Below are 12,831 nucleotides of genomic sequence, written 5' to 3'. Positions count from 1 at the left end.
CGGCGATGAAGCTTTCCGGTCAAACCCCATCGCCGCGGTGGCGGCTCGCCCATCCTCCAGTCGATGTCATCCGTGCCTTGGCTGGTAGAATCCCGTTCTTCCAGGTCCGCGATTCCCAGAGTCCGCCATGAGCCAAACCGCCACCGCGCCGGCCAACGCCGAAAAGCGCTACACCGTGTCCCGCGCCGACCTGCCCTTGAGCTGTCCGCTGCCTTCGATGGTCTTGTGGAACTCGCATCCGCGGGTCTACCTGCCCATCGAGGACGAGCCCAACGGCGAGACCCAGTGCCCCTACTGCGGTTCGCACTTCGTTCTTGTCGACTGACAGCGCCGGGCCGGCACGCCGGCTGACGGTTCTGCAACTGCTGCCGGCGCTGCAGTCCGGCGGCGTTGAGCGTTCCACCCTGGAAATCGCCGCTGCGCTCGTCGCTGCCGGTCATCGCGCCATCGTTGTCTCCGCGGGAGGGCGTCTGGTGCCGGCACTGCAAGTCAGTGGCGCGCAGCACATCTGTCTGGACATCGGGCGCAAGTCGCTGGCGACGTTGCGTCATATTCGCGGGCTACGCGCCGTGCTGGCTGCCGAGCGGCCCGACATCGTGCACGCCCGCTCGCGCTTGCCTGCCTGGCTGGGCTGGGCCGCGTTGAAGCAGCTGCCGGCCGGTACGCGCCCACATTGGGTCACTACGGTGCACGGGCTCAATTCGCCGGGGCGCTACAGCGCCATCATGGCCAGCGGCGAGCGCGTGGTCTGTGTGTCGGACACCGTGCGCCGCTACGTCCTGGCGCACTATCCGCGTACCGATCCGGCGCGGCTGCGCGTCATCCCGCGTGGCATCGACCCCACGCAATTTCCACGCGTCCGCTGGCCAGATGGCGCGATGCGTGCCGAGCTCGCTGAACAGATCCCCGCATTGGGCGGCGAAGGGCCGCTGCTGCTCTTGCCTGGCCGCGGCACCCGGCTCAAGGGCCATGGCGATGCATTGGCCTTGCTGGCGGCGGTGCGCGCCGCCGGCCGCGATGCGCGCCTGTGGCTGCCCGGTGCGCGCGAGCCCGGTCGGGAGGCCTACATCGCCGAGCTGGAAGCCCAGGCCGCGCAACTGGGCGTTGCCGGCGCGGTGGCCTTCACCGCGCCCACCAGCGCCATCGCCCGTGCCTACGCCGCCAGCGACCTGGTGCTGCAGCTCTCGCGCAAGCCGGAGGCGTTCGGTCGGACCGTGGTGGAGGCGCTGTCGGTCGGCCGTCCGGTGCTGGGCTGGGCCCACGGCGGGGTCGGCGAGCTGCTGGCCGAATTGCTGCCGCGAGGCGCCGTGCCGCCGTTCGACCTGCAGGCGCTTATGGCCACCGCGCTGGGGCTGCTGGACGATCCGCCCACCCCGCCAGCTACCATGCCCTACACGCTGTCCGCGATGCAGGACGCCACGCTCTCGCTCTACCAGGAACTCGCGACCCCATGACCGCCGCCACCGAGCTTCGCACCGCCCCGCGTGCCGATGGTTGGCGGTGGGCGCCGGCCTGGATTCTGGTGTTCGTGGCATTGTGGCCGGCGCCGGGCTATGCCGAGGGCGTGCTCGCTCTGGGAGCGCTGGCCGCGCTGGTGCAACTGGTGCTGCAGCGGTTCCGCAATGGCACCCGGCTGCTGAGCAACGAAGCTTGGGCACTGACCAGCGTGATGTTCTTCGCCTACTGGGTCCCGCAACTGGTCTCGGCCTTCGACGCGGTGGACCCGGCGCACGCCTGGAGCAAGGTGGCCACCGATATCCGCTACCTGCCCTTCCTGTGGCTGGTCGCCTCGGCAGTGGCCAACGACCGGGGCCGCAGGGTCACCTTCGGGGGACTGGCGATCATCGTGGCGATCTGGACGGTGGACGCGCTGGCCCAGGCCATCTCCGGGACCAGTCCGCTGTTCTTTGGCATCGACCAGCTCAAGCACGTCATCAGCGGCCACGGCATGTGCACCGCGGCCGAGACCGCGGCGGTGGATCGCCTCAGCGGCGTGCTGGGACCGTGCAACCTCAAGCTGGGCCTGGTCCTGGCCAGTCTGTCGCCGTTTGCGCTGTTCGCGGCCGGGCGCAGGTTCGGCATCCTGGGGTGGTTGATCGCGGCGGCGGCCGTGGGCGTGGTCATCCTGCTGGCCGGCGCGCGGGCTGCATGGGTCACCTATGCACTGGTGCTGCTGTTCTCCGGCTGGCGCCTGCTGGGCTGGAAGCGCCTGCTGGGCGTGGGACTGGTGGGCTTGTTGGCCCTGGCCGGGCTTGCGGTGGTCTCCCCGCAGGTGCGCGAACGGGTCCAACTGACCACCACGGCGATGAGCGCCGACGAGACCGGAGTGGATACGGCGCTGTCTGGCCGCGCGCGAATCTGGGAAGCCGCTGGTTGCATGATCCGCGCCCATCCCTTCAACGGGGTTGGCGTGCGCGACTTCCGCGAGGTCTTCCCCGCCTGCGATCCCACGCCGGGCGTGGCTCCGGCCTGGGGCGCGGGCCCGGCCCTGCATGCGCACCAGATCGTGCTGGAGATCCTGAGCGAGACCGGCGCCCTGGGCCTGCTGATGTGGCTGGCCGGCGCGGCGATGGCCTGGCGGGCATGGCGCTATTCGCCCATGGAGGCGCGGGACCGGGCCCGGCCGGCGATGCTGGCCCTGGCGGTGACCGTCTTCCCGTTCAACACCCACCTGGCGTTCTATTCAACATTTTGGGGCGGGCTGGCCCTGATGCTGGCCGCGCTGTATACGGGCAGCCTGCTGGCCCGCCACGATGTCGCCCCGGACTGAGCCGCGCTGCTGGTTCGTCGCGCCTGCCCGCTGGGTATGCCGGCGAGTGGCGCACTGGCCGCAGCGACGTCTGCTGCGTTGGGGAGGCGTGCTGGCCGGCGTGCTGACACCGCTGCTGGCCGGCCGCCGGCGCATCGCGCGGACCAACCTGGCCTTGTGCTTCCCCACGCTGGACGAGGCGGCGCGCGAGGCGCTGGTGCGCGCGAACACCCGGGCCAGCGTCACCGGGCTACTGGAAATGGCGCGGGCCTGGTACGCACCGGCGCGCGCGTTGCGCGGCCTGGCCGAGGTCGAGGGGCTCGAACATCTGCAGGCTGCGCGTCGAGGCGGACGCGGTGTCCTGCTGCTGACCGCGCACTTTCCGCATCTGGACCTGGGCGGGCGCCTGCTCGGCGAAGCGCTGGGCGAGCCGCTCTCGTGCATGGTCCGGCGCGTCGACGGTTCCTGCGGCGAGCGCCTGATGCAGGATGGACGTCAGCACGCCTTCGCCAGCGTGATCGGCAAGAAGGACGTGCGCGGCCTGTTGCGCACACTTTCCCGGGGCGGCCTGGTGGCGTATCTGGCCGACCAGAACTTCACCTACAACAGCGCCTTCGTCCCGTTCTTCGGCGTGTCGGCGGCGACCCTGACCACCACACCCGATCTGGCCCGCCGCGCCGGCGTGGAAATCCTGCCGTACTGGTGCCAGCGCCTGCCCGACGGACGCTATCGCGTGCGCATCGACCCGCCGTGGGAAGAAGCCCGCAGCGCCGATCCGGCTGCGTTCGCCGCGCGCTACATGCGCGAGCTGGAAGCGGTGGTGCGCGCCCATCCCGAGCAGTACCTGTGGTGGCACCGGCGCTTCAAGACGCGGCCGGCGGGTGAGGCTTCTCCCTATTAGCGAGGCGTGAGTGAAGGGACGTGAGGAGCGAGCGAAAGCCGCTTCTGCTCACGCGTCGCTTCGCTCCGCGCACGCCGGTTCGATGATGCGGCGCGGCGGGCTTGTCGTGTGGTTGGCGGGCCACAATCGAACCAGTGTGGCGCCAGGGGATTGGGCATGCCGTTGCGCAGAGTGTCCGCGCTCGTGTGGAGCATGGCCGCGCTGGCCTGTGTGCCGGCCGGTGGGAGTGAGGCCACGCAGGCCGGTGTCGCCGAGCCGTCCGAAGAAGCGGAGGTGCCGTCCTGGACGGTCGCAGCGCCGGTGCAGGAGCGTTATCTGGCCGCGCACGGGTTGCGCGGCTTTGCCGGCGGCTACGGCAGCGATGGACTGGAGCTGTGGAGCTTCCCGGTGCAGATCGCATCAGGCTATCGGCTGGAATTCCTGCGCGGCGATGGCACGCCGTTGGCCGCCGCGGAGGCGCCGGCCACGGCCACGGTCGATCCGTTCGGTCTGACGCGGTCGTACATCGCGCCGGGGCTGCGCGTGTCCGAGCGGATCGAGGCGCGCGATACGCTGCCCGGTGTGCGCGTGCGGCTGCGGGTGGAACGGGCGCCGCCCGAGCTACGCATCCGTGTGCATCTGGTGCCTTCGCTCAACCTGATGTGGCCGGCCGGCATCGGCGGGCAGGAGTTCGCCTGGGATGCGGCCGCGCGCGGGCTGCTGCTGCAGGAACCCAGCGGCCGGTTCCGCGCGCTGATCGCCTCGCCGCAGGCCGGCGCGCACAGCGTGCCCAACAACGACCGTCGCGGCAGCGCGTTCGGCCAGCCGCTGTTCCTGGACCTGGTGCCGACCGCCTGCGGCGGCGCGTGCTGCGCGGAGTTGGCGTTCGCTTCCCAGAGCGAGCCTGGCGAGGACGTGCACGACACCGTGACCGCACTGCTGCAGGCGCCCGAAGCGCCGGCGCCGGCGGACGTGAAGCGCCTGGCCCGGGCCACGCGCCTGCGCATCGTCACCCCGGACGCGCAGGCCAACCGGGCGTTGCGCTGGGCGCAGGTGGCGCTGGAACAGGCCTGGTCGTGCAACGCGCGGTTGGGCTGCGGCATGGTCGCTGGCTACGGGCCCTCGCACGGCGCGCGACGGCCGCAGTACGCCTGGTACTTCGGCGGCGACGGGCTGGTGAGCACGCGCGCGCTGGTAGCCAGCGGGCAGTTCGAGCGCGCCGCGGCACAGCTGGCGTTCGAGCTGCGCTACCAGGATCCGGACACCGGCATGCTCTGGCACGAGCTGTCGCAGAGCGCGGGCTTCCTGGAGTGGGTGCGCGACTACCCGCACATGTACGCGCACGTGGACATCGCGTTCGACTTCCTGGCGGTGACCGCCGAGTACGCGCGTGCCAGCGGCGATGTCGGCTTCCTGCGCGCGCATTGGCCACAGTTGCTGGCGGCGTGGCGCTACTGCCGCTCGCTGATCGATGCCGGCGACGGGTTGCCACGCGTCCCCGCGGGCAAGATGAGCGGCAACGAACAGGACGCGCTGACCGACGAGCTGACCCTGTCGGCGGCCTGGGTGGACGCGGCGCAGTCGATGGCGGCGATGGCCGACACGCAGGGCGACGCGGCGCTGGCGACACAGGCGCGCGCCGATGCCGAGCGCGCCCGCCTGGCAATCCGTGTGCGCTATCGCGACCCGGCCGCGACATCCTGGATCAGCGGCTTTCACCGCGATGGACGCCGCGGCGAATCCTTCAGCGGGGCGGACCTGGCCGCCATCGGCAGCGGCGCGGCCACGCCGCAGGAGGCTGCGGCCCTGTTCGCGCAGCTGGCTTCCCCCGATGTGCTGACCGACTGGGGGCTACGCAGCAAGCCGGCGAGTGCGCCCGACTACGATCCGCAAAGCTATGCGGGTGGCAGCGTGTGGGGCCTGGGCAGCGCGGCGGCGGCCGAGGCGCTATGGCGCGCGGGCCGTGGCGCCCAGGCCGCCGACCTGTGGCTGCGGCTGGTGCCCTGGGCCGCGCAGGACGCGCCCGGGCATATGCACGAGGTGCAGTCGGGCGCGGCGTTCGTGCCGCAACGCGAGTCGGTGCCAGAGCAGACGTGGTCGTCGGCCACCTTCTTGTCGGCCGCCCTCGGCGGATTGCTGGGCCTGGAGGCGGACGGCGCGCATCGTCGGCTGGCCTTTGCGCCGCAGCCACCGGCGGGCTGGGACTGGCTGCGCGTCGAAGGCGTGCGGGTGGGCGCCAGCGGCGGCACGATCGATCTGGCCTGGCGCCGCGAGGCGCAGCGCGCGGTGCTGGACCTGGACAACCACGGCGAACCATTCGTGCTGACCTGGCGCCAGGTGGGCCAGCGGGCCACGGCTCCGCTCGAGCGCCGCATCGGCCCGGGCCGCACGCGCCTGGTCGTGCCTTTGGGCGAGGAGTGAGCGCAAGAAACGAGAAGTGAGTGGAGAGGAATGAGACGTCGGGAAAGCCCGCTTCTGCTCACTCCTGCCTCACTGATACAGCGCGCCGCGCCCGTCCGGCTGGCGCTTGAAGCGCCTGTGGATCCACAGGTATTGCGCTGGCACCGCGCGGATCATCTCCTCGATCGCGGCCATCACCCGGGCGGTATCGGCAGTGGCGTCCTTGGACGGGAAATCCGCGAATGGCGGCGACAGCCGCAGCGTATAACCGCCATCCGGGCGACGCTCGTGGGCGAAGGCGATCACCGCCGCGCCGGACAGCCGCGCCAGCTGGTGGGTGGAGGTCAAGCTGTAGGCCGGGCGGCCGAAGAACGGCACGAACACGCTGTCCCCGCGCCGGGTGTCCTGGTCCGGTGCGAACCACAGCAAGCCGCCCTGCTTGAGGTGCTTGAGCGCCGGACGCAGCTCTTCGCGACCGAACATCGCCGTGGCATAGCGCAGGCGGCCGCGCTTGACCGCCCATTCCATCGCGCCGGTGGCATGTGGCCGGTACATGCCAGCCAGCGGCGCGTAGTCGCACATCAGCCGCGCGGACAATTCGAGCGTGGTGAAGTGCCCGGAGATCACGATCACCCCGCGCCCGCCCGCCTGCGCGGCCTCGAGGTGCTCCAGGCCTTCCACGCGCAGGTTCTTGCGCATCGGCGCCACATCCCCCCACCAGGCGCGGGCGAACTCGAACATTCCCACGCCCAGCGCGGTGAAGACCTCGTCCAGCAGACGCGCGCGGGTCGCGGCGTCCGCTTCGGGAAAGCACAGCTCCAGGTTACGCGCGGCCACCTTGCGGCGAGAGGCCAGGGCGAGCTTCAGCAGCGCGCCCAACGGACGGCCGAGCGCGCGCTGCAGGCCCCAGGGCAGGCGCGCGACCAGCGCCGAAACGCCTACGCCGAGCCAGGTCGGCCAGGTCGAGGGCTGCAGGGGTGGCGGTCCGGGATCGAATGGAGTGGCCTGGCGCGCAGGCGCGTCGGCGGGGCGCTGTGTCATGCGGTCATTGTAGCCGGGCGCCTTTTACGTATCCTTGCCCCCCGATGCGTCGTGACCTGACCGAAACATGGTTGCGTGCCCTGTATTCGGCCGTGCTCTACGTGCTGACGCCGGCCACGGTCTACCACCTGATCTGGCGCGGCTTCCGCGTCCCCGGCTATTTCCAGCGCTGGGGGGAGCGTTATGCCGCCTGGAGCGGGCCGCCGCATCCGGTGGATGTGTGGGTGCATGCGGTGTCGGTCGGCGAGGTCAATGCCGCCGCGCCGGTGGTCGATGCGTTGCGGCGTCACTATCCGCATCTGCGGCTGCTGGTCACCACCATCACCCCGACCGGATCGGACCGGGTGCGCGCGTTGTGGGGTGACGAGGTGCTTCACGTCTACGCGCCTTACGATCTGCCCGGCGCAGTCGGGCGCTTCCTGCGGCACTTCGAGCCCGGCGTGGCCCTGGTGATGGAAACCGAGCTGTGGCCCAACCTGCTGCTGGGCTGCAAGGGCAGGGGGATCCGCACCTACATCCTCAACGCGCGACTGTCGGCGCGCTCGCTGCGCGGCTATCGCGTGCTGGCCCCGCTGATCCGGCGCGTGGTGGCCAGCGTGCACCGCATCGGCGCGCAGTCGGTGGCCGATGGCAAGCGGTTCGTCCATCTGGGCGCGGCGCCCGAGGCGATCGTGGAGACCGGCAACCTCAAGTTCGACATCGCCATTCCCGCCGGCCTGGAGTCGCTGGTGGGCAGCTTCCGCGAGCACGTGGGCGGGCGCCCGGTGTGGATCGCCGCCAGCACGCACCCGGACGAGGAGGCGGCGGTGATCGCCATCCATCGCCAGCTGATGGCGCGTTTCCCCGACCTGCTGCTGCTGTGGGCCCCACGTCATCCCGAGCGTTTCGGCCGTGCGGTGGAACTGGCCCAGGACGCCGGCTGGCAGGTCGGCCGCCGCAGCGTGGGGCGCTGGCCGGCGGCTGGCGATGCGGTGTTCGTGCTCGATTCGCTGGGTGAGCTCATGGGCTTCTATGCCTGCGCGCAGGTCGCCTTCGTCGGCGGCAGCCTTCAGGCCATCGGCGGGCACAACCTGCTGGAGCCGGCCGCGGTCGGCACCGCGATGGTCACCGGCCCGCATCTGCACAACTTCGTGGAGATCTCACGCCGCCTGTCCGAGGCCGGCGCGCTGGAAGTGGGGCGCAACGCGCGTGAGGTCGGTGACCTGATCCTGGCCCTGCTGGCCGAGCCGGGACGCCGCGAGCAGATGGTCCAGGCCGGGCGCCTGCTGGTCGAACGCGGCCGCGGCGCGTTGGGTCGCACCCTGGAGATGGTGGCCTCGGACCTGCGCGCGGCGCCCTGAGCGGTGTTGGCGGCGTCAGTGGGTGCGGGAGCGGCCCGCGTGCAGGTCGATGAGCTGATCGCGCAGGTCCTGGGCGTCGGGCGCCTTGGGGACCAGATTCAGGTAGCGGGTCAGGTCGGCCTGCGCCCCCTTGCGATAGTCCAGGTTGAGATAAGCCATGCCGCGGTCGCGCAGCGCTTCGGGCTGGTCGGGCACCAGCTTGAGCACCCGGTCCGCGCAGCGCGCCGCGCGGTCCCATTCGGCGCGTTCGGCATACACGCCGTGCAGATTGCGTAGCACGCGCACCAGGATGGCCCGATGCGGCGCCGGGTCGAGGATCTGCAGCAGGACGTTGTCGTCGGGTACGTCGCCGCCCAGATGCGGTCTGGCGCGCTCGCGCAGTTCATCGGCCCCCAGCGGCCGACCGCCGTTGAACGGATCCATCACCAGGAGTCCATCGTCCACCGGCAGGCGGACCAGGAAATGCCCGGGGAAGGACACGCCGTCCAGCGGCACGCCCAGCCGCCTGGCCACTTCGATCTGCACCATCGCCAGCGAGATCGGGTTGCCGAGCCGGCGTTCGAAGACCTCGTTGAGGTAGCTGTTGCGCGGATCGTAGTACTCGTCGTGGTCCCCGGCATAACCGAGTTCCTCGAACAGGTGGCGGTTGATCGCGGCCATCTTCAACGGCCAGGACGCGATCTGCTCGATCTCCTGGCGCAGGTGTTCGGCGTGGCTCTGCAGCAGGGTGTCGTAGAGGTCGGCGTCCAGGTGCGGGTATTCGTCGCGCGCGATCAGCAGCGCGGTGCCAAGCAGTGGCAGGGTGTCATCGGCATGACTGGCCAACGAACCCCAATCAGGAAGTGTCAGTCGATCCCCCATGGCCCAAGACTGCAGCCATTCGTGCGGGGGATCAAGCCCTGCGCGCGGTCAGTCGGGCTGGGCCTTGAGCGTCACGTCCGGATCGACCTTGAGCACCTCGCCGAGCTTGAGCCCGAGGCGATCGGCCTGGCCGGCATTGAGCTCCAGCACGTATAGCGCGGCGGCGTGGCTGGGGTAGGCCGGACAGGCGTTGCCCGCCGAGCACGGGGGCACGTTGCGCTGCTGGCCGACCAGTTTGAGGGCGTGGTCGAAGTACAGGATGTCCAGCGGGATGTGGGTGTTCTTCATCCAGTACGAGATCGGCTCCTCGTATTCGTGGATGAACAGCATCCCGTGGTCTTCGGCCATCTGGTCGCGAAACATCAGACCGCGCGCACGTTCGACCTCGTCATCGGCGACCTCGATGCTGTAACGGTGGCCGGCGATCTCCACCCAGCGTGTGGGCGCGCATCCGGCGATGCCGGAGAGCAGCAGGACCGAGAGGAGGCAGACGCGCGCGAGCATGGGACTTGGTCGATTGATCGTCAGCGCGAGACCATGGTGCAAGGCGCTGGACAGGTCAAGCGATGCGGCGGTGCCCGTGGTCATAGGGGCTGTGCTCAGCCGAGTTGATAGGCATGCTTGATACCGCTGTACTGACCCAGCGTACGCCGCAACAAGCAAGACGTGGCTGCCTCCGTCGGACGCCGGGACGACTGGCTGATCAGGACCGAGGTCGCTGCCAGCAGGCCCAGAGGATCCTCGACGCTTCGGCTTGCCAACGCGGCTCGATCGTAATGTGGGAAACGTCGCTGGAGCAGTGTGGCGAGCAAGTCTGCCTGACCATCCCCGATGATGCCGGCCTCCTGGGCCTGTTTCGACAACAGCCACAGCGGAGGCGGTGGCGTGCTTTTGCTGTTGCTCGCTTCTTCCTCATCGGCCCGACCGCCCTGGAGATGGTGCAAGGCGAATTGAGAAAGCCAGACGCGGAAGACAAACAGCTCGAGCAGGCAGGACTGCGGGTTGGCATGTCCTTCCAGCACCGCTGCGTAAGCCTGCCGGTAGTCGATCCATCGGTAGGAAGCTTCGATCGCAAGATGGAGTGGGTTGGCTTGCATGCGACGTCCTGTCGTTGATGAGGCTTGCGGCATTGCGGGACTTGCCTTCCTGTCTGCTTAAGCGGAAGCCACGCCCCTTCAAAGTAAACTTTACTTTATTTGAAAGTTAATTACGCAAGTTCGTCGATGGAGGCCCGCTACCGTCCACGGATGGACATCGCACGCAGACGGGAGGATTTCGCCAGCCGTTTCAACAGGGCCCTGCAGGCTTCCGGCCGTTCCGAACTCAGTGACGGAGAGTTGCTGAAGCTGTTTGGTCGCCATGGCATCGCGGTGACGACCCAGACCGTCTCCAACTGGCGTCATGGCAAGCACATGCCGCGGCTCGAGCAGATCGAGGGCCTGGCGGCCGCATTGGGAATCGAGGCCGCCGAATTGGCATTCGGCAAGCTGCGCGTGGGTGAGAGCCGCGCGGCGTGGCCAATGCAGAGCACCGAGGAGCGGGCCCTGGTCGAGGGGCTTGCCCTGCTGGATGAAGAACAGAAAGCGCTGGTGCGCGAACTGGTGCGCGTGCTCGGGCAGCGGCGAGCTGGCCAGCGCAGCGGACGACGCAAGCGTCCCTGACGCGGCGCCGGTGCGCGCTCATTGCCCGGTCGGTTGGGCCGTCGGGCAAGTCACGACGGACCTTATCGCCAGTCCACGGGGCAGCCTGAGTCGATGCCAGTGACGATGTGGTCCGCCGCGGCGGCGGCCATGCCTGGTGCGCTCAGAGCACCTGCGGTGGTTGTCCGCCGACGATGACCACATCGGCCGGCCGGCGGGCGAACAGGCCCACGGCGACCACGCCGGGGATCTGGTTCAGCGCGGTCTCCACCGCGACCGGATCGGTGATGGACAGGTTGTGCACGTCCAGCACCACGTTGCCGTTGTCGGTGACCACGCCATCGCGCCACACCGGCTGGCCGCCGGTCAGGGCCAGGATCTCGCGGGCCACCAGGCTGCGCGCCATGGGGATGACTTCCACCGGCAAGGGGAACTTGCCCAGGACCGGCACCTGCTTGGAGGCGTCCACGATGCAGACGAATTGCTGGCTGGCCTGGGCGATGATCTTTTCGCGGGTCAACGCGGCGCCACCGCCCTTGATCAGGCACTTGCGCGGGTCGCACTCGTCGGCCCCGTCGACATACAGCGACAGGGTGCCGGTGTGGTTGAGATCCAGCACTTCGATGCCATGGGACTGCAGCCGCGCGGTGCTCTGCTCGGAGCTGGAGACCGCGCCCTTGATGCGTGTCGGGTCGCGGCCCAGGGCGTCGATGAAATAGGCGACGGTCGAGCCGGTGCCGACGCCGACGATCATGCCCTCCTCGACGTATTCGATGGCTTTTTCGGCGGCCAGGCGTTTGGCTTCGGACATGGTCAGGCGATCACGAAAAGGGGAAGTGGATGGAGTGGGCGCGCCTGGTCAGGCGGCTTCGAGCGAGAGCAGCAGCTTCCACTGCGCGGCGGTGACCGGCAGCACCGACAAGCGCGTGCCCTTGCGGATCAGGGCGAAGTCCTCGCCCAGCGCCTCGGCATGCTGGCGGATGGTGTCCAGGGCGATGCCGTGGGCCAGCTTGCGCTCGAACGCCACGTCCACCAGGAACCAGCGCGGCTGCTCGGCCGTGGCCTTCTCGTCGAAGTATTTGGATTTCTTCTGGAACTGGGTGGGATCGGGATAGGCCGTGCTGGCCACGCGCGCGATGCCGTAGATGCCCGGCACCTCGGTGTTGGAGTGATAGAACAGCACCCCGTCGCCCACGCGCATGCCGTCCTTCATGAAATTGCGCGCCTGGTAATTGCGCACGCCGGTCCACGGCTCGGTGCCCACGCGCTGCAGGTCGTCGATGGAGAAGTCCTCGGGTTCGGACTTCATCAACCAGTAGCGGGTTCGGGTGCTCATCGGGTTCCAGGGGTCAGGGTGTGGGCTTCGGTGCAGATCGCGTCCGGAACGACATCCCAGTCCCGGGCCACCAGGGCCTCGCAGCGCTGGGCCTGGAATGCAGCGCCGACCAGCCAGGGGGGTGCAGCGCTCATGCGCCGAAACGCGAAGCTGCGATCGTACCAGCCGCCTCCCATGCCCAGCCGCTGGCCGGCGTCATCGAAGCCCACCAGCGGCATCACCACCATCGCCATCTCGGTCGGTTCGAGCGCCGAGCTCGGCGACACGTCCGGTTCGGGAATGCCGAAGCGATTGGTCACCAACGGGTCGCCCGCGCGCCAGGGAGCAAAACGCAGCTCCTCGCCATGCAGCACCGGCAAGCAGTAGACCAGGCCGGGCGGCAGGCGCAGCTGGAAGACGTGCAGGCCGATTTCGCCGTCGGTGGCCCAGTAGCCGGCCACATAGCCGCGCGTGGGCAAAAAGGGCAGGGCCAGCAGACGCGTGGCGAGTGCTTCGGCGCCGGCGATGCGTTGGGCGGCCGGCAGTGCGCGGCGGCGTTGGCGCAGTTCACGGCGCAGTTCGGGCAGGGCGTCGCTGTCGCTCAT

14 protein-coding genes are annotated in these 12,831 nt (G+C 69.6%); 7 read left to right on the top strand and 7 right to left on the bottom strand.

Annotated features, from left to right (window positions below; genetic code table 11):
* Window positions 1–127: 127 nt before the first annotated feature.
* From ACORQU_RS02790 to ACORQU_RS02770, 5 genes are all read left to right on the top strand, one after another.
* Window positions 128–325, top strand: coding sequence for a zinc-finger domain-containing protein (locus tag ACORQU_RS02790; RefSeq protein ID WP_271646855.1), 198 nt, complete (start codon window positions 128–130; stop codon window positions 323–325).
* Window positions 315–1,454, top strand: coding sequence for a glycosyltransferase (locus ACORQU_RS02785; RefSeq protein ID WP_491643272.1), 1,140 nt, complete (start codon window positions 315–317; stop codon window positions 1,452–1,454). Before ACORQU_RS02790 ends, ACORQU_RS02785 begins: the two co-directional genes overlap by 11 nt.
* Entirely contained in the window at window positions 1,451–2,770 is a 1,320-nt protein-coding gene (locus ACORQU_RS02780) for an O-antigen ligase family protein (RefSeq protein ID WP_491643270.1), read from the top strand. The genes ACORQU_RS02785 and ACORQU_RS02780 overlap by 4 nt, the downstream gene beginning before the upstream one ends.
* On the top strand, window positions 2,754–3,650 hold the full coding sequence (locus tag ACORQU_RS02775) for a lysophospholipid acyltransferase family protein (protein ID WP_491643268.1): 897 nt from the start codon (window positions 2,754–2,756) through the stop codon (window positions 3,648–3,650). Before ACORQU_RS02780 ends, ACORQU_RS02775 begins: the two co-directional genes overlap by 17 nt.
* A gap of 156 nt (window positions 3,651–3,806) precedes the next feature.
* Complete coding sequence (locus ACORQU_RS02770; RefSeq protein ID WP_491643266.1) at window positions 3,807–6,050, top strand: amylo-alpha-1,6-glucosidase; 2,244 nt, start codon at window positions 3,807–3,809, stop codon at window positions 6,048–6,050.
* Between the two features lie 69 nt (window positions 6,051–6,119).
* Here ACORQU_RS02770 and lpxL read toward each other — a convergent pair whose 3' ends face one another.
* Window positions 6,120–7,070: an LpxL/LpxP family Kdo(2)-lipid IV(A) lauroyl/palmitoleoyl acyltransferase gene (gene lpxL, locus ACORQU_RS02765; RefSeq protein ID WP_491643264.1), complete on the bottom strand. Its 951-nt coding sequence runs from the start codon at window positions 7,068–7,070 to the stop codon at window positions 6,120–6,122.
* A 44-nt stretch (window positions 7,071–7,114) separates the two neighbouring features.
* Here lpxL and waaA point away from each other — a divergent pair, with 44 nt between their 5' ends.
* Window positions 7,115–8,410, top strand: a complete 1,296-nt coding sequence (waaA, locus tag ACORQU_RS02760; RefSeq protein ID WP_491643263.1) for a lipid IV(A) 3-deoxy-D-manno-octulosonic acid transferase — start codon at window positions 7,115–7,117, stop codon at window positions 8,408–8,410.
* Window positions 8,411–8,425: 15 nt separating this feature from the next.
* On the opposite strand, the gene ACORQU_RS02755 is transcribed toward waaA, so the two are convergent.
* The 3 genes from ACORQU_RS02755 to ACORQU_RS02745 all read right to left on the bottom strand — a co-directional run bounded on the left by ACORQU_RS02755 (window position 8,426) and on the right by ACORQU_RS02745 (window position 10,368).
* Entirely contained in the window at window positions 8,426–9,271 is an 846-nt protein-coding gene (locus tag ACORQU_RS02755; RefSeq protein ID WP_491643261.1) for a SirB1 family protein, read from the bottom strand.
* A 48-nt stretch (window positions 9,272–9,319) separates the two neighbouring features.
* Window positions 9,320–9,775: a DUF192 domain-containing protein gene (locus ACORQU_RS02750; RefSeq protein WP_491643259.1), complete on the bottom strand. Its 456-nt coding sequence runs from the start codon at window positions 9,773–9,775 to the stop codon at window positions 9,320–9,322.
* Window positions 9,776–9,870: 95 nt separating this feature from the next.
* A complete protein-coding gene (locus ACORQU_RS02745) occupies window positions 9,871–10,368 on the bottom strand; it encodes a hypothetical protein (RefSeq protein ID WP_491643257.1) in 498 nt (165 codons plus the stop codon).
* Window positions 10,369–10,494: 126 nt separating this feature from the next.
* Between ACORQU_RS02745 and ACORQU_RS02740 the strand changes: the two genes are divergently transcribed.
* Window positions 10,495–10,932, top strand: a complete 438-nt coding sequence (locus tag ACORQU_RS02740; protein ID WP_491643255.1) for a hypothetical protein — start codon at window positions 10,495–10,497, stop codon at window positions 10,930–10,932.
* A gap of 142 nt (window positions 10,933–11,074) precedes the next feature.
* Here ACORQU_RS02740 and rpiA read toward each other — a convergent pair whose 3' ends face one another.
* Genes rpiA through ACORQU_RS02725 form a run of 3 tightly spaced genes read right to left on the bottom strand, consistent with a single transcriptional unit; the run spans window position 11,075 to window position 12,831 of the window.
* On the bottom strand, window positions 11,075–11,722 hold the full coding sequence (gene rpiA / locus ACORQU_RS02735; protein ID WP_271646845.1) for a ribose-5-phosphate isomerase RpiA: 648 nt from the start codon (window positions 11,720–11,722) through the stop codon (window positions 11,075–11,077).
* A 48-nt stretch (window positions 11,723–11,770) separates the two neighbouring features.
* Entirely contained in the window at window positions 11,771–12,247 is a 477-nt protein-coding gene (locus ACORQU_RS02730) for an EVE domain-containing protein (protein ID WP_491643253.1), read from the bottom strand.
* Complete coding sequence (locus tag ACORQU_RS02725; protein WP_491643252.1) at window positions 12,244–12,831, bottom strand: 5-formyltetrahydrofolate cyclo-ligase; 588 nt, start codon at window positions 12,829–12,831, stop codon at window positions 12,244–12,246. The genes ACORQU_RS02730 and ACORQU_RS02725 overlap by 4 nt, the downstream gene beginning before the upstream one ends.

This window comes from Pseudoxanthomonas sp. JC1303 (assembly GCF_058448525.1).
The sequence above is the reverse complement of the archived record's forward strand: the minus strand, read 5'-3'. Positions and strand labels throughout refer to the sequence as shown.

Coding starts and splice junctions, on each gene's coding strand:
- ACORQU_RS02740 (WP_491643255.1), top strand. CDS start 10,495: ATGGAGGCCCGCTACCGTCCACGGATGGACATCGCACGCAGACGGGAG.
- ACORQU_RS02745 (WP_491643257.1), bottom strand. CDS start 10,368: ATGCAAGCCAACCCACTCCATCTTGCGATCGAAGCTTCCTACCGATGG.
- ACORQU_RS02730 (WP_491643253.1), bottom strand. CDS start 12,247: ATGAGCACCCGAACCCGCTACTGGTTGATGAAGTCCGAACCCGAGGAC.
- ACORQU_RS02750 (WP_491643259.1), bottom strand. CDS start 9,775: ATGCTCGCGCGCGTCTGCCTCCTCTCGGTCCTGCTGCTCTCCGGCATC.
- ACORQU_RS02755 (WP_491643261.1), bottom strand. CDS start 9,271: ATGGGGGATCGACTGACACTTCCTGATTGGGGTTCGTTGGCCAGTCAT.
- ACORQU_RS02780 (WP_491643270.1), top strand. CDS start 1,451: ATGACCGCCGCCACCGAGCTTCGCACCGCCCCGCGTGCCGATGGTTGG.
- waaA (WP_491643263.1), top strand. CDS start 7,115: ATGCGTCGTGACCTGACCGAAACATGGTTGCGTGCCCTGTATTCGGCC.
- ACORQU_RS02775 (WP_491643268.1), top strand. CDS start 2,754: ATGTCGCCCCGGACTGAGCCGCGCTGCTGGTTCGTCGCGCCTGCCCGC.
- ACORQU_RS02770 (WP_491643266.1), top strand. CDS start 3,807: ATGCCGTTGCGCAGAGTGTCCGCGCTCGTGTGGAGCATGGCCGCGCTG.
- ACORQU_RS02725 (WP_491643252.1), bottom strand. CDS start 12,831: ATGAGCGACAGCGACGCCCTGCCCGAACTGCGCCGTGAACTGCGCCAA.
- rpiA (WP_271646845.1), bottom strand. CDS start 11,722: ATGTCCGAAGCCAAACGCCTGGCCGCCGAAAAAGCCATCGAATACGTC.
- ACORQU_RS02790 (WP_271646855.1), top strand. CDS start 128: ATGAGCCAAACCGCCACCGCGCCGGCCAACGCCGAAAAGCGCTACACC.
- lpxL (WP_491643264.1), bottom strand. CDS start 7,070: ATGACACAGCGCCCCGCCGACGCGCCTGCGCGCCAGGCCACTCCATTC.